Source organism: Thermocoleostomius sinensis A174 (genome assembly GCF_026802175.1).
In the GTDB taxonomy this organism is placed as follows: Bacteria; Cyanobacteriota; Cyanobacteriia; order Elainellales; family Elainellaceae; genus Thermocoleostomius; species Thermocoleostomius sinensis.
In genome coordinates, this window is sequence record NZ_CP113797.1 from 1,296,982 (window position 1) to 1,317,333 (window position 20,352).

At 48.1% G+C, this 20,352-nt stretch carries 15 protein-coding genes; 11 read left to right on the forward strand and 4 right to left on the reverse strand.

The genetic code is table 11. The features are described 5' to 3' along the window. The first annotated feature begins 371 nt into the window (after positions 1–371). The 3 genes from OXH18_RS25165 (at position 372) to OXH18_RS25170 (ending at position 2,546) form a co-directional block, all read left to right on the forward strand. Positions 372–1,001 carry an acyltransferase gene (locus OXH18_RS25165; RefSeq protein WP_390904380.1) on the forward strand — a complete coding sequence of 210 codons (630 nt, stop codon included), beginning with the start codon at positions 372–374 and terminating at the stop codon, positions 999–1,001. A gap of 228 nt (positions 1,002–1,229) precedes the next feature. Beyond that, positions 1,230–1,373, forward strand: coding sequence for a hypothetical protein (locus OXH18_RS05650; protein WP_268611441.1), 144 nt, complete (start codon positions 1,230–1,232; stop codon positions 1,371–1,373). Positions 1,374–1,823: 450 nt separating this feature from the next. Continuing rightward, positions 1,824–2,546, forward strand: a complete 723-nt coding sequence (locus tag OXH18_RS25170; protein ID WP_290428438.1) for an acyltransferase — start codon at positions 1,824–1,826, stop codon at positions 2,544–2,546. Between the two features lie 113 nt (positions 2,547–2,659). On the opposite strand, the gene acsF is transcribed toward OXH18_RS25170, so the two are convergent. After that, a complete protein-coding gene (gene acsF / locus OXH18_RS05660; protein WP_268611442.1) occupies positions 2,660–3,727 on the reverse strand; it encodes a magnesium-protoporphyrin IX monomethyl ester (oxidative) cyclase in 1,068 nt (355 codons plus the stop codon). Between the two features lie 346 nt (positions 3,728–4,073). Between acsF and OXH18_RS05665 the strand changes: the two genes are divergently transcribed. Further along, complete coding sequence (locus OXH18_RS05665; RefSeq protein ID WP_268611444.1) at positions 4,074–6,248, forward strand: N-acetylmuramoyl-L-alanine amidase; 2,175 nt, start codon at positions 4,074–4,076, stop codon at positions 6,246–6,248. 50 nt (positions 6,249–6,298) lie between these two features. On the opposite strand, the gene ychF is transcribed toward OXH18_RS05665, so the two are convergent. Together ychF and OXH18_RS05675 are read right to left on the reverse strand one after the other, a co-directional pair. Beyond that, positions 6,299–7,390 (reverse strand): redox-regulated ATPase YchF, encoded by a 1,092-nt coding sequence (gene ychF / locus OXH18_RS05670; RefSeq protein ID WP_268611445.1) that lies wholly within the window; start codon positions 7,388–7,390, stop codon positions 6,299–6,301. A gap of 155 nt (positions 7,391–7,545) precedes the next feature. Continuing rightward, positions 7,546–8,370, reverse strand: coding sequence for a nucleotidyltransferase family protein (locus OXH18_RS05675; RefSeq protein ID WP_268611446.1), 825 nt, complete (start codon positions 8,368–8,370; stop codon positions 7,546–7,548). Between the two features lie 105 nt (positions 8,371–8,475). Here OXH18_RS05675 and OXH18_RS05680 point away from each other — a divergent pair, with 105 nt between their 5' ends. Both OXH18_RS05680 and OXH18_RS05685 read left to right on the forward strand, forming a co-directional pair. Next, positions 8,476–10,566 carry an S-layer homology domain-containing protein gene (locus tag OXH18_RS05680; protein ID WP_268611447.1) on the forward strand — a complete coding sequence of 697 codons (2,091 nt, stop codon included), beginning with the start codon at positions 8,476–8,478 and terminating at the stop codon, positions 10,564–10,566. A 276-nt stretch (positions 10,567–10,842) separates the two neighbouring features. Continuing rightward, a complete protein-coding gene (locus OXH18_RS05685) occupies positions 10,843–11,916 on the forward strand; it encodes a GDSL-type esterase/lipase family protein (RefSeq protein ID WP_268611450.1) in 1,074 nt (357 codons plus the stop codon). Positions 11,917–11,939: 23 nt separating this feature from the next. Here the strand turns inward: OXH18_RS05685 and OXH18_RS05690 are convergent, their stop codons facing one another. Beyond that, on the reverse strand, positions 11,940–12,311 hold the full coding sequence (locus OXH18_RS05690; protein WP_268611452.1) for an EamA family transporter: 372 nt from the start codon (positions 12,309–12,311) through the stop codon (positions 11,940–11,942). Positions 12,312–12,475: 164 nt separating this feature from the next. Here OXH18_RS05690 and OXH18_RS05695 point away from each other — a divergent pair, with 164 nt between their 5' ends. From OXH18_RS05695 to OXH18_RS05715, 5 genes are all read left to right on the forward strand, one after another. Beyond that, on the forward strand, positions 12,476–13,150 hold the full coding sequence (locus OXH18_RS05695) for a Mo-dependent nitrogenase C-terminal domain-containing protein (RefSeq protein ID WP_268611454.1): 675 nt from the start codon (positions 12,476–12,478) through the stop codon (positions 13,148–13,150). Between the two features lie 1,334 nt (positions 13,151–14,484). After that, positions 14,485–15,699 carry a response regulator gene (locus OXH18_RS05700; RefSeq protein WP_268611455.1) on the forward strand — a complete coding sequence of 405 codons (1,215 nt, stop codon included), beginning with the start codon at positions 14,485–14,487 and terminating at the stop codon, positions 15,697–15,699. A 95-nt stretch (positions 15,700–15,794) separates the two neighbouring features. Then, positions 15,795–16,160 carry a response regulator transcription factor gene (locus tag OXH18_RS05705; RefSeq protein ID WP_268611457.1) on the forward strand — a complete coding sequence of 122 codons (366 nt, stop codon included), beginning with the start codon at positions 15,795–15,797 and terminating at the stop codon, positions 16,158–16,160. Between the two features lie 14 nt (positions 16,161–16,174). Then, entirely contained in the window at positions 16,175–16,714 is a 540-nt protein-coding gene (locus OXH18_RS05710; RefSeq protein ID WP_268611460.1) for a chemotaxis protein CheW, read from the forward strand. Further along, positions 16,687–20,316 (forward strand): GAF domain-containing protein, encoded by a 3,630-nt coding sequence (locus OXH18_RS05715; RefSeq protein WP_268611462.1) that lies wholly within the window; start codon positions 16,687–16,689, stop codon positions 20,314–20,316. The genes OXH18_RS05710 and OXH18_RS05715 overlap by 28 nt, the downstream gene beginning before the upstream one ends. Positions 20,317–20,352: the final 36 nt, after the last annotated feature.

Here is a 20,352-nt window from a genome sequence, read left to right on the forward strand (position 1 = left end):
TGTCATAGTTGCTCTTGATTTGGGCAGTGGAAAGCGGCTAGTTGCACTCGTGCTTAAGCAGGCGGACATCCCAATCTTGTTCTGACGAATTTTGATTCCGTAGGTATCACATAGTTGCCGATCGCTTCCTAGCATTTGCATAAACGCAGCATTCATTCCGTTTAAATCTCTGAATCAGCAGATCACCTGAATTGAGTAAGTTCTCAGTTCTATTAGCGTTGCGGAGGTGGGACGGTAACTCCGCACTTCTAATGAATGGTATTTGAGCTTGTAGCAAGGTTTCAAGGATGAAAATAACAGACACGACTTTAGAAAAAAGCATTGAGCATGTTCATCAACATGAACAAATTCCTGAGCAATCCTCAGACTCAATGAATCGGTGGCGCTTGCTGACTGAGCGCTTTTTGATCAGTTTAATTGGAGGAATTCCCCGCCCCCTGGGAGCACACCTCAGACGAGGCTTCTATCCGTTGATTTTTGCGCAAATGGGGCGATCGGTGCACATTCAAGCAGGCTGCGAGTTTATCGGTTCACAATCAATTGAAATCGGCGATGAAGTTCGGCTGCTGCGGGATGTGCGCATTAACTTGAAAGCCAATCGAAGCCGACTACGCCTTGGCAACGAAGTGTGTCTCGATCGAGGAGTTGATATCAATGTAGCCGGGGACGATTGCCTGATCGACATTGGCGACCATAGTTACCTAGGACCCTATGTGTGTATGGCGGGACCTGGTTCCATCATCATCGGCAAAAACTGCATGATTGCTTCTCAAACGGGGATCTATGCCAACAACCACCGCTCCTATGGACTCAGCCGAGAAGGCATCACCATCGAAGACAACTGCTGGTTGGGGTCTGGGGTGAAGGTATTGGACGGAGTGACGATCGGTCGCAACAGTGTGGTTGGAGCGGGTTCAGTGGTGACGAAAGACATTCCGCCCTACTCGGTGGCGGTGGGTGTGCCAGCCAAGGTGATTAAGCAGACAACCGGCGTGGTGTAGTACCTTACCTGCTATCCAGGCAATCAGTATTCCCAAACGGGACGAGGAATACAACTGAAGAGATTCAATTCTTTGTAAAGTTCCTTGTGAAGTTTCGATAACCTGACTGAATACCCCAAGCTCAATCTGTTTAGTTTAAAAGAACTCAGTTTCCCTAAGCGGCTTCATGCTGGCAACAGAGTATCAGCACTTGGGTTAAAACAGACTGATCTGCTGAGGAAATTGCTTATGTTTAAACCCAACACGACTCGGTTATTGATCCTCGCAGCGATTTATCAACGTCTTTTGAAAGGCGTTTCATGGCTGTATCGTGAAGTTGTAATCCGCGCTGTGGCAGCGGTACGTGTTCCAGGCGGTTTTTGTCCACCGTGAAGTCATCGGAGTCAACGATAGCTAGATGACTTTTTGCCCTAACCGAAATTTAGTGAGTTAGTTCAGAGCATTATTTCATCGGCTCGGAAAGAAATTTTCTAGTTCCTAGTTCAATCTTCAACGATCGTCTTGGTTGTAATCCGATATCAATCTGCGTTCATTAGTTTTACTGGATGAACCTAAAAGTGCTTCTTAGCGGCACAATAAGCAGAACACTAGTGGAACACTTTATTGAGAAATTTTAATAACGTGTTGTCCGCTCCCAAGCTTGTATAAAAATCGTACTGAAGATACATTTACAAAGTATCCTCAGCGGTGGCTGAGTGCAGCATTCATTCACCTAGAGATGAGTTTGTCACTTAACTAATTTTCTCTAATTCACGCTCATTGCATTGCAATTTGCATAGTGTGTTCTCGAAATATGTTCTTTGAATGGCTAGGTTGATAACCATGAAAATTACTAATACGTCAAATACTGTTTTAAAACAGCGCATTGAATCAATTCCGCATCATCGTATAAAACTCACCCAATCAAAAGATTCTCATGAACGCTGGCGTTGGTTGCTTGAGCGCACATTGATCACATTCGTTGGCGAAATCACCCGACCGACTGGCGTTCTTTTGAGGCGATGGTTATACCCACTGATTTTTGCGCGCATGGGTCGATCGGTTTACATTCAAGAGCGCAGTGAAATGATTGGCTGCAATTCTATTGAAATTGGTAGCAATGTTCAAATTTTGAAAGATGTAAAACTGAATGCCAAGTATCTCCGGGTGCGACTACGCCTTGGCAACGAAGTGTGTCTCGATCGAGGAGTTGATATCAATGTAGCCGGGGACGATTGCCTGATCGACATTGGCGACCATAGTTACCTAGGACCCTATGTGTGTATGGCGGGACCTGGTTCCATCATCATCGGCAAAAACTGCATGATTGCTTCTCAAACGGGGATCTATGCCAACAACCACCGCTCCTATGGACTCAGCCGAGAAGGCATCACCATCGAAGACAACTGCTGGTTGGGGTCTGGGGTGAAGGTATTGGACGGAGTGACGATCGGTCGCAACAGTGTGGTTGGAGCGGGTTCAGTGGTGACGAAAGACATTCCGCCCTACTCGGTGGCGGTGGGTGTGCCAGCCAAGGTGATTAAGCAGACAACCGGCGTGGTGTAGTACCTTCTTCTAACAACCAACATAAAAAAAGCAGGGTGGCATCGCTACCCTGCCTGTGATGGATTCTACTAATTTGTAAACGCCTTTATAAGGGTCAATCGACAGCTTTTCACTCAATGAACTGACGCTTGAGGTTGAATCGGCTTCATCAAGTAAAGACGCAGCAGATTGACAGCAATCGATGCCATATGCGGCAGCTTGCGCAGGGTCTTCAGCCAGTTTGGTGCACTAGAGTTAGCGATAGCAGCAATCTTCAAATTTGCCGCAGCCGACACATCCATAAGTTTAAAGAAGACGGGATGGTCTACATTTAGAATTACTGGGAACACCCGTCCAGCTGTTTCATTGGTTTTGCGAATTACATGGATATCATACTCGCGTGCATCCAGCCCGATCGCTCGATAGAATTCCGATCGCTGAATGTCGTTGAGGTACATGGTGGCAAACACCGACAGTAGGAAGAATCGGCTCCATAGCCGTGCTTTCCAATCATTCAAGAACTGAGGCTGGGACTTCATAATGGCATCAAAGAAATCCCCGTGGCGATTTTCGTCCTGGCACCAATTCTCGAAGAATCGGAAAATCGGGTAGATGCGATTTTCGGGATGTGACTCAAGATGGCGATAAATCGTAATATAGCGCCAGTAGCCAATTTTTTCAGACAGATATGTGGCGTAAAAGATAAATTTGGGCGCGAAGTAGGTGTAGTTTTTGCTTTCGGTTAAGAAGCCCAAATCAAGCTGAAGTCCAAAGTCGGACATGGCTTTGTTCAAGAAACCAGCATGACGAGCTTCATCCCGCGACATCAACGAGAAACACTCGGCCAGCACAGGGCTGCGATTTTTCAGCTTCCGCGATAATTCCTTGTACAGCAGGAACCCAGAAAATTCAGCGGTACAAGAACGCTCTAAAAACTCAATAAACAACCGCCGGGTTTCTCCATCAATGTGATCCCAGGATTGTTGAAACTCATCAGTACGGACAAAGTGATGACGATTATAGTCAGCCCGGAATTCTTCCAAAATTGCCAAGAGTTCATCTTCGTTGGCAGAAATGTCCATCGTGGCCATCTCTTCGAAGTTTGTGGTGTAGAACCGAGGCGTGAGAATGGTGTCTTTGGCTGGAGCCTTAATTCCAGGACGAAGCTCTTCAACCGACGTTTTTTTCAGAGAATCTACCATGTGTATCTTCACTCTTGCTTCTAGATCGTTCTGACCTCAGCCATTGAAAAGCTATCCGATCGCTGGAGATCTTGAAACTCAAAATCAAACTCAAAATCTGCTTCAGGATTCAGATAGAGTTCCAGAGTCGTTTGGCTGTGGAACTGAGGCTTCGTGAATTCTGAAAGGGGTTTATTTACGTCCTTTAGTCTATCAGCCTAAGCCGTACCCATGCGCCCTCACAACGTTAAGAGTTGCAACAGAATATGAGGTTTTGTGACTGGTTGACTCGGTTTTTTGTCAGCAGAGATAAACTTCCGGTTCTTGAGAGCGGTTCCTTCTTTGCAACGTTTAAGGTGAAACAGTTTTGAAAGGTTTGCAGATTCAATGGTTTCTACCGGGTCTGATGAGTTTCCTCTGGTTAACCTGTCCGGCGATCGCAGGCGAACTTGCATCCTGGCAGTTTGACCCAACGCAGAATCGGTTAGAGTTTACGACCAACGAAGGGGTGCAGCCGCGTGCGCAGTTAGTTCCTAACCCAACGCGATTAGTGATTGACTTACCCGGCACAACCATGGGTGGGGTGCAGCGCAGTCAAGAATTGTCGGGTAGTATTCGGCAAGTTCGCCTTGGGCAGTTTGATGCGACAACAACTCGCATTGTGGTGGAGTTGGCTCCGGGATATGTGCTCGATCCGCAGCAGGTGCAGTTTCGTGGATTGACGCCAACCGAATGGATTGTACAGCTTCCCACTCCTGACTATGTGGGTGTGGCGGACCCCCTGCCTGTTTTGGGTACATCTTCTGATGATCGTGTCTTGAGCCATGCTGCTGCCCCATCTCCTCCAGTTCCGCCCCCACCTACTTCGTCTATTCAATCTTCGTCTATTCAATCCCCTCCACCGATGGTTCAAGGGAGCGCGCTGCCTTCTCCGGCAATTGTAACGCTGCCCGATCGTGTCAGTTCTGTGGTTTCTACTCCCACCCTAGACTGGCCGGCCGTTACCAGTCCGCCGCCGGCGGGGGGAAACAACTCGATGGCTCAAGATGCAGTGACACAGGATGGGGTGACACAAATAGAGTCGCTACAAATCACCAACGATGGATTGTTTCTTCGCACCCGCGGCGCTCCCCCAACCATTGATGACATTGATCGCAGCCGTAACCGCCGATCGATCACCATTACAGTCGAGAACGCTGTGATTGCTCCTCAGTTAAGCGAACAAGAGCAAGCAATCGAGCAGTTTGGCATCGAGCAATTGCAGTTTGAACAAATCAATGAAGACAACAACGATCTGCCATCGGTAAAGATTACACTCAGGATCGATCGCGATAGCCCCAACTGGAATGCTTCTGCCAGTGGAATCGAGGGAATTGTGCTACTGCCGCAACAACGATCGGCTCGGCAGACAGCGCGGCGATCATCTGCCACTCAGGACGCCACTCAGGGCACCAATATGGCTTCTAGCCAAAACGTGTCACGGCGATCGCAACGGCGGTCGGAACCAGACCTGACTGAAGCACCCGACGCCTTAAATCCGTCTACGGCATCTGCCGAGGAACCAGACCTATCTGTTGCCATGATCGAGGGCATTGAATTCGACCCCAGCAACCGCCAATTGCTGATTCGCTCCGATCGTCCTATGACTCATGCAGGGCAATGGCGAAGTGGCATGTATCAAGTGCGGTTGTTTCCGGCTCGTTTGGCCAATCAGGTGACGGGGCCACAGCTTGCTACTGATAGCCCGCTGCTACGAGTACGGTTACGAGAAGAAGAGGATGAGACGGTAGTGGTGATGATTCAACCAGCCGCCGGGGTGCGGTTTGGTGCGCTCAATTGGGTGACGCCACAACTACTGGCGCTGGAAATGGAACGATCGTCACCAACCGCCGCAACTCCTCCCGCCTCCAATCGAACCAGCTATCCGGTTTCACAGAACAATTCTTCGGCTCCATCATTATCGATGCTCCCTTCATCGGGACGAATTCCCAACGGTCGGCTGGTGATTGTGATTGATCCGGGGCACGGTGGTGCAGACGTGGGAGCCGTTGGTGTGGGTAATATTCATGAAGCCGACGTAGTATTACCGATCGCCCAACAAGTAGGAGCCTTGTTGCAGCAACAGGGAGTGCATGTGGTGATGACCCGCAACGACGATCGAGAAATTGATCTAGAACCACGAGTGCAGATGGCCGAGCAAGCCAATGCTACGTTGTTTGTCAGCATTCATGCCAACTCAATGGGCATGGATCGTCCCGATGTCAACGGTACGGAAACCTATTACTATTCCAGCGGGGCCGGGCTAGCACAGGTGATCCAAACGAACATCGTCAATACTGTTGGCACGAACGATCGCGGCATTCGCCAAGCGCGATTTTACGTGCTGCGACGAACGACTATGCCCGCTGTACTAGTCGAGATTGGCTATGTTACGGGTCGTGAGGATGGCCCCCGCCTCGCCGATGCCAACTTTCAGGCGCAGATGGCCCGGGCGATTGCGCAGGGCATTTTGCAGTATGTGCAAAGCATGGCCAGCCAGTAAGGAGCGATCGTGGGTAGGGCGTTTCGTGCAACGTCCTTATGGTTGGGAAATCACACATTAAAGCGAAACAGCAACACATCTCCTTCTTTGACTACGTAATCCTTGCCTTCGCTGCGTACTAGCCCCTTCTCTTTGGCTGCGTTCATTGAGCCAGCTGTCACCAAATCTTGATAGGCAACGGTTTCTGCCCGAATGAAGCCCCGTTCAAAATCGGAGTGAATGACGCCTGCTGCCTGGGGAGCCAACATCCCTGCCCGAATCGTCCAAGCGCGAGTTTCCTTAGGTCCGGTGGTGAAGTAGGTACGTAGCCCCAGCAGTTCATAGGTGGCGCGAATCAGGGATTTTAGTCCGCCTTCGCTTACCCCCAGCGAGTCTAAAAATTCCTGCCGATCGCTCTCTGGCAGTTCAATCAGTTCTGCTTCCACCTGCGCCGAAACAATCACCACCTGCGCTTGTTCCTGAGCGGCGATCGCCTTGACTTGCGCGACCCAATCGTTCCCAGAGGCGAGATCGTCCTCGGAGACATTAGCTGCATAGATGACGGGTTTGCGCGTCAACAATCCCAGCGGTTTAATCAGGACTTCTTCTTCCTCAGTCAGGGTCACCTGTCGTGCCGATTTGCCTTCGTTCAGCACAGCACTAATTTTCTCAAGGGCCGCCAGTTCTGCTTGCGCTTCTTTACTGGTGCGGGCTTGTTTGCGAACTCGCTCTATTCGCCGTTCAAGTTGCCCTAAATCGGCTAAGCCCAATTCTAGGTTGATTACTTCAATATCCCGCACTGGATCAACCGAGCCAGACACATGAATAATGTCGTCGTCGTCAAAACAGCGCACCACATGCACGATCGCATCCACTTCGCGAATATTAGCGAGAAACTGGTTTCCTAACCCTTCCCCTTTACTGGCCCCTTGTACCAGACCAGCAATGTCCACGAATTCAACGCGAGCAGGTACAATCTCCGCCGATTCAGAAATGTTTGCTAACACTTGCAATCGCTCGTCTGGAACCGCAACCACACCTGTGTTTGGCTCGATCGTACAAAAGGGAAAATTGGCCGCCTGTGCCTTGGCATTGGCCACAAGCGCATTAAATAAAGTCGATTTACCGACGTTGGGCAGCCCCACAATCCCGGCTCTCAGCATGGCAACTTAAACTTACCTAAACAAAACATCAATTCATGCAGTCCACCCCCCAGTGTACTCGGCGACGGAGCGATTTGCTTGCTAATGATGCTCTCACGCCAGAACACCTTCAGAGCACCCACCGCCTGCGGACCCTTGATGGATATTGATGGATATTACTTGACCTCACTCAGCGAATGGGTCTGGGTTGGTTCAGTCATCGCCGATCGAATTGCTTGAGCCAAATCATCCGGCGTGCCGATGTCTAAATATGAGCCATTGGCGAAGGGAACCGCTTGAACTGATAGACCAGCATCGATCCCTGCTTGAATCACATCGCCGATCGGAAGTTCACGATCGCGAGTACAGGTTGGTAGGTAGTCGTGTAGAAATTGGGTGAAGGTAGGCATCCATGTTGCGATCGCCCACATGTATTTTAGTGTTGTTTGCGCTGGTTTTTCAATAATTTGCTGAACTCGTCCGATATCGTCAAACTCTACAACACCGACTTTGTGATAATTTTCAGTTGGAAAGAGTCCTAATACAATATCTGCGTGAGTTTGAGTTTGATGCGCCATTAAGTGTGAAAACGCATCTTTGGGTTGAAATAGAATATCTGGAAACCCAAAGATGATCTGGGCTTGCTGCACAAAAGGATAGGCTTGATCTAAGGTAAAGGGGACTCCGTAAGACACATGCACCGTTAAATATCCTAAGGGCAAATTTAGCCGCGATCCATCGCCAAAATAAGCTGGGATATCCCACTTGCCCGGACGCACGATGAAGAACGCTTTTCGTGCACCTGCTTGCTGCATACTTTCTAGCAAGTAATGGCTGACTACTTTGGGTTTTGGTTGATTAGCAGAATCGGCATAAAATCCGATCGGATACAGTTCTTTACTTAACGGTAAGGGAGCAAGGCGGGTGGCTTGTCCGGCGGCAGGCAAGAGTCCAATAATTTCGCGATCGATCGGGTTGGGTTTCGTTGCAAATTCGTTCATAAATGTGTCATCTGCACAAAATCTAATTACATTACAGAGAATTACGGGTAATGCCTCAAACCATCCGTATGCTGAAGTAAATAATGTGCCATCAGGAGCAATTTCATGACTAGCGGTTCTGCGACTCCTTCAACGAATCGTAATTTTTCAGATATTGACAACCATTGGGCAAAAGCCAGCATTCTGGCCTTGGCCGATCGCCGCATTCTTAATGGCTATCCAGATGGCACCGTTCGACCGGATGCAGGCATTACGCGAGCAGAGTTTGCTACGTTGATGAAGGGCGCGTTTCCCAGTGCCCCAGCGGTGCGTCCAGCGGTAAATTTTTCGGATGTGCCTCCGCAATACTGGGCATACAGTGCGATTCAGTGGGCTTATGAACGCGGGTTCTTCTCCGGCTATCCGGATGGTACGTTTCAGCCTAGCCAAATGACTTCTCGCTTGCAAACGGTGTTGGTACTGGTCAGTACGCGATCGATTGACCAAGCATGGTTGCCAGATGAGTTACTACGCCTCTATTTTGAAGACGCAGGGCAGATCGCCACTTGGGCCAAAAAAGCAGCCTCCGATGCGATCGCGGCTGAAATCATCGTCAACTATCCTCAGGTGCGGCAATTGCGACCCTTAGAGAATGCCACTCGTGGAGACGTTGCGGCGATGGTCTGTCGCACGCTCAAGATTCCCAATGTGGTTCCAGCCGAGTATTCAACCTGGTTTTGGGGCGTTTACGACATTAAAGATGGAGTGACGGTTCCCTTTGCTTCCTGGAAAGGCAGTGCCCGGCTCATGCGGGATATACAAACACTGCTGGTTCCATTTCGACTGTATCCCGCCAACCAGATTAATGGTGAATACAACTGGGAAACCGAAAAAGCTCTGACGCAATTCTGCGATTTTTATGGACTGCCGAATATGCGTAGCGGCGTGTTTGATGAAAAATTTGCTTGGTCGTTACTCAATGCCGATCCGGTCAGTTTTATCCTGGCGTATGCGAAAGATCGGCAGCAAATTTACAACGAGTTTTTGGCACAAGAAGCAGGATATGATGCCACCAAGTTGGCATTTCTCGATCGTGGTATTCAAAACTCCCCCTACCACGATGATGTTCCAGAGTATCCGGCGCGGCTTCAGCAGGTTCCTGACGGCACACAGTTGACCTCGTTAGGTTCGCAAGTCACCTTAACGGGAACCAACACAGTCGTTACGTTTGCGCCCTATCCGGCGATCGGCAGTCGTCCGCAAATCGATGGCGGGTTAGAGTTTTTGCACAGTGATATCAAATATGCTTGTGTCTGTGTGGGCAGCATTGTAGATGGTAAACTGCGATCGCATTGGCTGGGCCGCAATCCTCTCACTAATGCCCAGCAGTGGAGTACAACAAAAATTATTCCCGTCTTAAATGTGGTGGCTCGGGCCAATGCGGTACAGCCATCAGCCAGTATGCGCGACTGTTTGGTGCGGCCGATCGGCAGTGCCAGCGGCTATGGGTTCTACAATTTGGTGGTGGATTTGGTTAGCTATCGATCGGCGATCGCTAGTTCCAACGCCGTGGCGGCCAAGTTCAAGCAATTTTTCACGCCAGCGGATTTGGAAAGCTGGGTGAAGCGAATTACCGGCAACAGCGGCCTCACGTTTCGGGGGCGATATGGCGAAGCACCGTTCATTGATCGACCTGATTTATTTCACCAACCGTCGCAGCGGGTCATTCTTTCTGCCCCAAGCACCAGTCACACAGGAGATAACCTGATGTCGGCTTATGACTTGACGCGGTTTGTTTCGCTTTTGGGCTGGCACAATTATTTTGCCCAAGAAGCAAGATTACCCTCGGCGCAATGGAACAGCTTGGAAACTGTGGTGCGGGCCATGGGAACCGATACGGCTCGCTATCTGGATGTGGCGATCGAGCGTTTGGGGCTGAATACTGTGATCGAATCGCCAGTAATTTTATCGAAATTGGGGTTTGGACGCAGCAGTAGCCGCGATCGCACCGAAATTTGCTATGTGGCGTTGCTGCAATTTGCCGATACTCGCCCGCGTCGCCAAGGTAAACCTGCTGTACAGTACACTGTGGCGCTATCGCTACTAGCTGCTAAAGACCTCAATGATGCTAACGAAGAAGCCCGACAACTGGATGCCCGCATAGCTGCCGAAGTCACCGAAATTTTGCGCCGCCTTGTGTCACAAGAATTAGCCTGATGCTGTTGGTTTGCAATTGAATGATTAAAACTGAATTGCTGACTAGAGGCTGGTGAACAACAGTTGTTTGACCGAACAGTTTGAATTCGATCGCTTAAAGTTCACTGAAACTTTTCAATCGATCGATCAAACCTATCCTGACCTTGCCAGAAAAACCTGTGAAAAGTAAGCATCGTGGGTTTCCTAGCCAGCTATGCGTTTTAGGACTTGCACTCGGCAAAGACATGAGCCACTACTCAGCAAGGAGTTCCGAAAAGAGGTTGATGGTTGATGTTAATGAGCGATCTGTGTCTATTAGTTGCCAGTCTAATTACGCAGGGACGGATTTCTGGTTGGCTATTGGCAAATTCAATCTCTAAGCTGCCAACACTTTTTCCTAATGTCATCACTGAAGAATTCTCTCGCTGGTGTAATCGCATGACGATCGCAGAAATTGAAAATCTAGGACATACAGTTTTTGTGTCCCAGGTTGAAGTCGATCGCCCGGAATTTAGCCATCAGCCGCGAGTTGTGCCGATGGCAATGCTGGGTGACACTGCCATGACGTGGGCACCCGATCGGTCTATTTCTGTTCCCGTTCCAATTCCAGTTCGGATTCAAGCACCCGCGTTGCCAGAACCGCTGTTTCATGATCCGATTGATGTTCCCATTCGTCCTGTATCAGGAGCACAACTCTATCAACAGCGGCTTGCAGCCCTGATAGCAGGCAAAACCTATACTCGCTTGCCAGTCGATAGTTTTCACGAACACTGGTTGAATGCAACGGAACAACCAACTCATAATCAGTGGATAGATCTGCTACATCAGGAAGCCCGCGCTATGGCCAACGGACAAGGTAACGCCCGACTCACCGTGTTACTCGGAGATTCGCTGTCACTGTGGTTTCCCTTGGAATTGATGAGCACTGATCGATTTTGGCTCAACCAAGGCATTTCCGGTGATACGACCGCCGGGATTTTGCAACGCCTTGACGCGTTTCGCGAAACGCGCCCCGACACAATTTATGTCATGGCAGGTATCAATGATCTGCGGCGTGGAGCTACCGATGCTGAGGTGACAAACAATTTGCGCTTAATTATGCAGCGACTCCGACGCGCCCATCCTTATGCAAAGATCATTATTCACTCAATTTTGCCCACCCGCCTTGCTGCACTGCCTACCACTCGGATTCATCGTCTCAATCAAGCCATTGCTGCAATGACACAGGAAGAAGGCGTGCTCTTTTTGAATTTGCAACCAGTTTTTATGGACGAGACGGGCATCCTTCATCGCGATCTCACCACCGATGGCTTGCATTTAAACGAGCGTGGCTACCGCACATGGGGCAATGCAATGCTATCGATGTTGTAGTGTACAGGGTTAAAGCGTATAGGTCAGGGCTTTTGCCAAACCACTAAAATCACGCCCAAAATAATCAACCCCACTCCAATGACGCGCTCAATCGGAATGACTTCGTGAAAAACGAAATGACCAATCAACACCGAAAAAATGTAGCTCATGGCAATTGAGGGTCCGACAATGCTGAGATTAACGCGAGTGAGCACTAAAATATAGGCGATCGCGCCAATGGCATAACAGGTTAATCCAACAATCAGTTCGGGCACGGTGATGATGCTAATAATATGGCGGGTCAGGTTTTCCCAATTCACCTGCCCCAGTTTCAGTGCACCTGCCTTGAGAAAAAATTGTCCGCCCACACTCGCCAAAATTGAAATCAGCAGTAGAAAAAATTCTTGCAGAGTCACGGCAGTTGTCCTTGAAGCATCGGTCGCCAAAGATTTTGCATAAACGAATTCCTGCAAATTGAACATCCGTAGTTTACAACCAGGTTGCAACCTTTTGGGGCATACTGAACAGTAGCGTTAAACTGGAATTGTAAAGATTGTTTTAAAAACTAGGTGTGATTGACATGGTTAGTGCGGTTTCTCCTTACACCGATGAGCAGATTGCCGTCTGGCTACGAGGTCTTTTAACGGTTGCCTGGGCAGATGGGCACTTTGATCCGGAAGAGCAAACGTTGATTGGCGAACTGACTCAAACAGAACTTGCGCCCAAAACCGAGCTAGGCAAGGTAGAGTCAATTACTGCTAAAGAATTAGCTAGGACGTTAGGGGGCGATCAAGGCCTAGCTGAAAACTTTATGCGCACAGCCGTGATGGTGGCGATCGCCGATGGCGTTTATTCCAGTTCTGAAGATGACATTTTGCATGACTTTTGTGTTGCCCTGGATTTGCCGCCCAAGCTTTTAGAATCCCTCCGTTTGACGCTGAATTACCGCCCAGAAGATGGAGGGGCCCCCATGTCGGATTTCTCTCAAGCGGATCAGCCTGATCTGCTGGCCCCCATGCGCGAATGGCTTGATCACTTAGAAGTACACGATCCAAGGCTGGCGCGTTTTCTTTGCAAAATGATTCCGCCACAGTGTCCCTTTGAGCGAGATGTCAAACTCTTTGGACAAAAGGTGGTTCATATTCCGCCCATGTGTAAGCTCAACCCGCTTTATGACCAGCTAGTCGGCTTACGCTTTCGCGCCCTAACTTATTTAGCAGATGAATGTCAAGAAGATGTCACGAAGTATTGTTAGAAGGTGGGATTGAGCCACACTGACCCCACCTGTTAGGGACAGTTAAGCCGTGACCTTCAATTTTGGCACTGTCGGATCGGTCAGGCTGAGCATAAAGCTAAGTACTTGTTCAATGGTTCGCCCATTGACATCACCTTTCTGCCTGTTTTTTAGCGATCGATCGCAATCTATCCCTTGTCTTGTTTTGCCCATCATAACCTTCTTTTCCTACCGATGGATGGCTACCTTTCGTCTCTAGCTCTCCACGTAGACAGGTTTGCCCTGCCAAGAAGTTTTGCAGTCATTTAATTACCCCTCGAACCCTTTCCAGAATCTTCCTTAAGGAGGATGTCAGAATTCAAGATTCCCACCAAACTCACTTGCGAAGAGGCGTTGCCATTAGAGAAAATAGGTTCTAGCATTGATGTATTGCAATTGTATTGCAAGTGTTATACAGGGTTTGCCTACGGTCAGGGATAGCTACCGCCAAGAGGAATCACTCGAGAGAATAGCTAGAAACATCGCAATAAAGAAGGGTCGCATTTACTAGTCTTTCATGTCAAGCAGCAAATGGGTACGCATCATTTTACAAGGCTGCATTCTACTTTGTTGAGCATGGCTTTTGATAAACACCCGGAAAACCACACTAGAAATGCTTTAAGCACTGCTCAAGGATGGCTAAGACTAGCATCAGGGCAGGTGCGAGCTTAATCAGTGTTCTGATGCCACAGATGCGAACCCGTATTACTTGTCGGGGACTCTTCAGAGCAGGTGTTTAAGAGAGTCCATGTTCAAAGGTGCGTTGAAAGGTGCATCCGAACTGGTTCACTGAACAAAATTCAGAATTTGAATTCAGAGTTTGCAGATGTAGGGAGGGCGCATCTACTGTTCTTCATAGGGTCAGAGTCCGTTAAGATGCGCTCTGAAAAACCAGAAAACTAGAAGTGTTGGGTGATTGTCATAGGTATTGAGTTCATGCAATCAGTTGAGGTAATAGGAATGACACCCTGTTATCAGTTTACGGTTATTTCTAAAACCAATCTGATTCCCAATCCTTTTCCACTCTCCAATTTATCCAATTCTCTGTTTCAATTAAACAGTTGTAATAAAGCTGTAACAGAATCCAGTCCTTCTTTGGTTGGGAAACGGTGAAACCTGCTTGACTAACAACTCTTTGTCCCTCATCCTCAATCCTTTGTTCCACCAAGGGTAAAGGAATTGAAAACCAAAAATCTGTGAATGCCCCTCGTCCGTTCTGGAAGAGGGGTCGGAGTGAGGGCGGGTCAAGTTTTAGTTTTGTCAGTCAGTCAGCGGTGAAATGCTAGTGAAGTTGTAGTAAAGAATGATGGCTCTTTGTGAATATTGTGAACATTATAGAACCTCCGATCGCAACCTACAAAATCTTAAACGTTGATGAATTAAATCAACGCCTTCAAGCCTGCCATCAGTCGCAATTTACAGGACGCTTAGACATTCATAACAAAACCTCTCAAAGCCCGCAGTGGAGCCTGTTCTTCCGCGGTGGCAGTTTAGTGGGTGGTACAAGTGTGTTGCACTCGGTTCGCCGTTGGCATCGACAGCTTTCTCTTTACTGCCCTCAACTGCTCGATCGATCGCGAGAAGGCACAGATCTATCTCAGAACTGGAACCAGCAGACGTTGGTTGGATTGGTTCAGCAGGGCAAAATGTCGCAAGAGCAGGTGGTGTCTGTGGTGGCAGGAAATTTAGTCGAAATTTTGTTTGATTTGATGCAACTCTACACCCTGCAATTCGATCGCCTGATGCACCTTACCTATCGCCAGTTACCAAGCGAGACGGCAATCACGCTACCAATTCGGATTTCACCCGCGCTGATTTGGCAAAAGGCTAGCCAACAGTGGGAGACGTGGCAACAAGCTGGGCTGGGAAGCTGGTCGCCTAATTGGGCCCCTGTGATTTGGGATGCCGAGGAACTGCGTCGCCAAACCTCGCTGCTGGTCTATCACAACCTCACGACCATCATTGACGGCGATCGCACTCTCAGAGACTTAGCTGCCAAGTTAAAGCAACCGCTTGTTTCGCTTGCCCTATCGCTGCTTCCCTACATTCGTAAGGGCATCATGGGACTCGTAGAAGTGAGAGATTGGAACTATCAAACGCAATCAACTCACTCATCGCCCCCGATCACTCCTCCACCTGTACAAGTTCTATCGTCCAGTCCACTAGTAGCTTATATCGAGGATAGCCGATTTGACTGCATTGCCATGAATCAAATTTTGGCACAAGCAGGATATCGCTTTATTAACGTTCGCGATCCAGTACAGGCGTTACCCATTTTGATTGAACAAAATCCAGGCTTGATCTTTTTGGATTTGATCATGCCTGTAACCAATGGCTATGAAGTGTGTGGACAACTTCGACGGGTATCTATGTTTAGAAATACACCCATTATTATTGTCACAAGTAGTGATGGCATTGTCGATCGCGTGCGAGCAAAACTTGTGAATTCGTCCGGTTTCATTTCAAAGCCGATCGAATCAAAGAAAGTACTGTCTGTCTTACATCATCATCTACCATTAACAGCGCCTTAGTGGCTCATATTTATCTCCTTTATTGATGCAATCTCTGAACCCTTTCAAATTCTCTTAGTGACAATCCTCTGACTTGCTTAAGGAAGCTTGATTGTATGACTACTGTACTGTTAGTTGAGGACAGTTTGACCGATACTGAAATCATGACTCGTTACCTTTGGAAAGCAGGTTTGACGGTAATTAGTGTGACGAATTGTGAGGATGCTCGAAAAAAATTTCAACATCAAAAACCTGATCTAATTGTCTTAGATGTAATGCTACCGGGAAAAAGTGGATTTGAATTATGTCGTGAACTGAAAACAAATACAGAAACAAAAGAAATTCCAATTGTTATTTGTTCTACAAAAGGAACCGAAGCGGATAAATTTTGGGGAGCATTGCTAGGGGCTGATGCTTACTTACCTAAACCCGTGGATCAAAAAGAGTTGATGAATATTATTTTACGATTTACTATTGCTTAGAGGGAAAGGCGATCGTGCAACCATTAAAACCAGAGCTATCAATCATTAGTTTGCTAGATACTCTGAGCCTAACCCCCGCTTCAGATCATCGGCAGCGGCTTCTGCGCATTAGCTTGAACCATCAAGATAATGCCCTTTTACCCCTAGAGCAAATCACCGAAATTCTACAAGTTAATGTCACAGATGTGCTCTCGGTGCCTGAACTGCCCGAATGCGTTCTCGGCATTTGCAATTGGCGAGGAGAAATTCTTTGGTTGGTTGATCTGTGTCAGGTGTCAGGCTATCCTTCACCTTTTCAGCAAGAACCGTTGCCTCCATCGATATTTTCTGTGATCGTCCGCGTGAATCAGCAAGCGATCGGTGTTGGTGTGCCAGCGGTTAGTGAGGTGGAGTTACACGATCTGAAGCAACTTCAACCGATTGTTTCCGGCTTAGTATCACCAGGACTGCTGCCGCTAGTTTGGGGGCTTTTACCAGAATGCAATGACCCCGTTTTGAACATAAAGGCAATTGCGGAGTATCCCCTATGGAAAAACCAGACAATCAAGGCTTAGTGTCTGAAGGCGAGGGTTCTCCATCCTTAGGCCTGATTAAACGAATTCAAAAGCGCCTCAAACGGAACCCAACTTCAGAGCCGGATTCAAGTCAATCTTCAGAGCAAGTAGAGCAGGCTCCAGAGGATTCCTTAGCGGCGATAGAGATATCTGCTCCCTCTATTACGCTGAGAATTCCGCCTGACTTTACGCCCAACCCAGAGTTATCAACGGCGTCATCAGAGACATCCTCGATCGATTCCTCTTCTGCGTCTCATGTTGTAGATGATCACACTAGTATGCATCTACCGTTTGATGATCAATCCGTCGCCGATCCTCCACCCAGCGAAGCCATGCGTAGTTTTAACTCGAGTGAAAATTCCAGATTTCTCAGATTTCCATCGAATACAAGTTTCTATTCAACTTCTAGTTCAATACCTAATTCCATGTCTAACTCCATGTTGATGAACGAGTCATCCACTTCCATCGGTCGAGATTCAACGTTGGGGTGGTTATTGATAACGACGCAACAACTGCGACAAGCGAAAACCATTGAAGCCTTGCTGAACATTACAGTGGCAGAAGTGCGGCAACATCTCCAAGTCGATCGGGTTCTAATTTTTCGGTTTCAGTCCGAGAGTCAAGGCACGGTGCTAGCTGAATCCATCGCTAACGGATACACACCTAGCTTAAAAGAAACATTACCGGCGATCGCCTTTGGTGCAGAACAGCCGTTGCACTACTGGCAATTGCCCTTCGTTAGTATTGAAGATGCCACGAAACGAGCATTGACCCCACACCAGCGCCAACTGTTTGAACGGTTTCAAGTCATGGCAAGTTTGTGCATTCCCATTTACATGGGCAGCCAACTGTGGGGTTTGCTAGTGGTTCAAGGATGTACACGCCCTCATTACTGGCAGGAAGCCCAAATTCTGTTGTTGCATCAGGTTGTGGCGCAGTTACAGATTGCATTACAGCCCCTGGAATCTAGAGAAGAGCGGCAACTATTTGATCGCATTAATGATCAGATTCGACAAAAAGTGAACCTGAGTGATCTGTCAGCGATGGTAGTGCGAGATGTGCGTAAACACTTGGGTGCAGACCGGGTGGCCGTTATTCAATTCTGCCCAGATTCTCAAGAAGATTCCTCAATCCAGGTTGTGGGGGAAGCTACAGCCAATCTGCCTGTTATGATTAATGCGGTTTGGAAAGTAATCAGCGATCGCGTTCGTGACAACTTGCCGCTTGTGGTCAATGACAGCCGGATTACAACGTCAACAGAGTCTTTAGATTTTTTAGAACAGTTTGATATTCAATCATGTGCAATCGTGCCACTGGTTCAGGGAGAAACCTTATGGGGAGCTTTGGGGGCGTTTCAACACAGCGGTGCTCGCCAGTGGTCGTCAGATCAGATAGAGTTTCTGACCCAGATTAGTCAGCGATTGAATGTGGCGCTACAGCAAGCTGATGATTTGATGCAGTTACATCAACAGACGGCCCACATTATTGATGTGGTTCAACTGCATCAATCGGTAACGGCGATGATTCCTCGGTTACTTCAGTCCCAATCCCTAGAAACTCTCTTCCAACTCACTAATCAATCGGTGCGACGATTATTAAAGTGCAATCGGGCAACTATTCATCGCTTGCAGGATGATGGTAGCCGTGAATGGCTAGCAGAATCGGTAGCGCAGGGATTCAGTTCCCTTGAAAAGGTGCAACTAGAGAGCCGCCTCAATCCAGCCGTGCTGATGTTGCAAGAGAATTTGTATCGCCAAGGCAAAAGTTGGGTGGTACACAATATCCATACAGCTGATTATACGACTGAGGAAGTGGAGTATTTCGAGGAATTGGGGATTCAAGCCTTTGTGAGAACGCCGATTGTTAAGCAAGGGGCCCTGTGGGGAATTCTTAGCGTGTATCAATCTGGTAAGCCTCGACAGTGGACAGATGCTGAATTGTTGGCCTTGCAGCAACTTGGTCTCCAGGTAGGCGTAGCTTTGCAGCAGATTGATCAAGTAATGCAAGTGCAACAGTTATCAGAACAACTAGCGCAAACGGTGCAGCGCGAGCAATTGGTGATCAAGATTGTGGAACGAGTGCGGCAGTCATTGGATTTACAGCAGACATTCCGCACCACTGCTAGAGAAATTCGCAACTTTTTAGAAGTCGATCGCGTGGCTATTTTCAAGTTTGATGCAGAGTCTGGCTACCGAGAAGGAGAAACGATCGCCGAAGATGTACAGCCAGGCTATGTTTCTGCCTTGTCCGTCAAAGTTGTCGATCACTGCTTCAGCGAAAATTTTGCGGAGATGTATCGCAAAGGACGAGTGTGGGCTACCGCCGATATTTATCAAGGTGGGCTACAAAGCTGTTATATTGATGTGCTCTCAAAGTTTCAGGTGCGGGCTAATTTGGTCGTTCCGTTGCTGCGTGGAGATGAGCTTTGGGGATTGTTCTGTGTACACCATTGTCAGGATGCGCGTGAATGGCATTCGACTGATATTGAGTTTGTCAAACAAATTGCGGCTCAACTCAATATTGCAATTCAGCAAGGAGAATATGTTGAACAGTTACAGCGACAATCAGAGGAACTCTTAGAGATTGCTGAACAGAGTAGGAATGCTAAAGAAAATCTTCAGCAAGAAGTTATTCAACTCTTATCAGCTGTCAGACCCGCGTTGAATGGTGATCTAACCGCACGTGCACCTGTGACTGATACCACAGTAGGCACAATCGCCGATGCTTACAACAACACGTTGAGCAGCTTACAGCAAATTGTGATGCAAATGCAAACTGCATCAACTCTGGTTGCTCAAACTTCTCAATCAAGTGAAGCATCTTTATCAAGTTTGTCTGCCCAAGCGGAACTGCAACTGCAATCATTAAATCAAGCCCTAAGCCAAGTACAACGTTTGGTACATTCCACTCAAGTCGTGGAAACCTATGTACAACAAGTGCAGTCTACGGTTCAGCAAGCTAACGAAACTGTTATGTCGGGTGATGAGGCGATCGATCGAACGGTCGATGAAATGGACAAAATTCGTGAAATTGTTGCAGAGGCTAATCTGCGGCTGCAACGGCTGAGCGAATCATCGCAGAAGATTTCCAGAATTGTTAGCGTTATCAGCAACTTCACCACTCAGACCCAACTATTAGCCCTGAATGCTGCCATTGAAGCCACTCGAGCTGGTGAATATGGGCGAGGATTTGCTGTCGTTGCTGATGAAGTGCGATCACTAGCGCGACAATCGGCCGATGCAGCCGTAGAAATTGAACAACTTGTCCAAGACATTCAAGCCAGTACCGCAGAAGTGGCAACGGCAATGGAATCAAGTAGCCAACAGGTAGCGTCGGGTACTCAAGTGGTGAATGAAGCTCGCGAGAATTTAAACTCAATTGTGAATGCAACTAGCCAAATTAGTGAACTCGTAGCTCATATTACTCAGGTCATGCAAGAGCAGACTTTACAGTGTCAAACGCTGACACAAACAATGAATGATGTTGCGACGAGTGCAAACAAAACTTCGCAGGATTCTGTCACCATTTCTACTTCCTTTAAAGATCTGCTGGCTATGGCTCAAGATCTACACGCGAAAAGTAATCGGTTTAGGGTGGCATAGTTGAGAGAGTAGGGAGTAGGGAATTAAAACAATTTA

Excerpts from the sequence above, each read along its gene's own strand:
- OXH18_RS25165 (WP_390904380.1), top strand. The coding sequence starts at position 372 with ATGAATCGGTGGCGCTTGCTGACTGAGCGCTTTTTGATCAGTTTAATT.
- OXH18_RS05650 (WP_268611441.1), top strand. The coding sequence starts at position 1,230 with ATGTTTAAACCCAACACGACTCGGTTATTGATCCTCGCAGCGATTTAT.
- OXH18_RS25170 (WP_290428438.1), top strand. The coding sequence starts at position 1,824 with ATGAAAATTACTAATACGTCAAATACTGTTTTAAAACAGCGCATTGAA.
- acsF (WP_268611442.1), bottom strand. The coding sequence starts at position 3,727 with ATGGTAGATTCTCTGAAAAAAACGTCGGTTGAAGAGCTTCGTCCTGGA.
- ychF (WP_268611445.1), bottom strand. The coding sequence starts at position 7,390 with ATGCTGAGAGCCGGGATTGTGGGGCTGCCCAACGTCGGTAAATCGACT.
- OXH18_RS05675 (WP_268611446.1), bottom strand. The coding sequence starts at position 8,370 with ATGAACGAATTTGCAACGAAACCCAACCCGATCGATCGCGAAATTATT.
- OXH18_RS05680 (WP_268611447.1), top strand. The coding sequence starts at position 8,476 with ATGACTAGCGGTTCTGCGACTCCTTCAACGAATCGTAATTTTTCAGAT.
- OXH18_RS05685 (WP_268611450.1), top strand. The coding sequence starts at position 10,843 with ATGAGCGATCTGTGTCTATTAGTTGCCAGTCTAATTACGCAGGGACGG.
- OXH18_RS05695 (WP_268611454.1), top strand. The coding sequence starts at position 12,476 with ATGGTTAGTGCGGTTTCTCCTTACACCGATGAGCAGATTGCCGTCTGG.
- OXH18_RS05705 (WP_268611457.1), top strand. The coding sequence starts at position 15,795 with ATGACTACTGTACTGTTAGTTGAGGACAGTTTGACCGATACTGAAATC.
- OXH18_RS05715 (WP_268611462.1), top strand. The coding sequence starts at position 16,687 with ATGGAAAAACCAGACAATCAAGGCTTAGTGTCTGAAGGCGAGGGTTCT.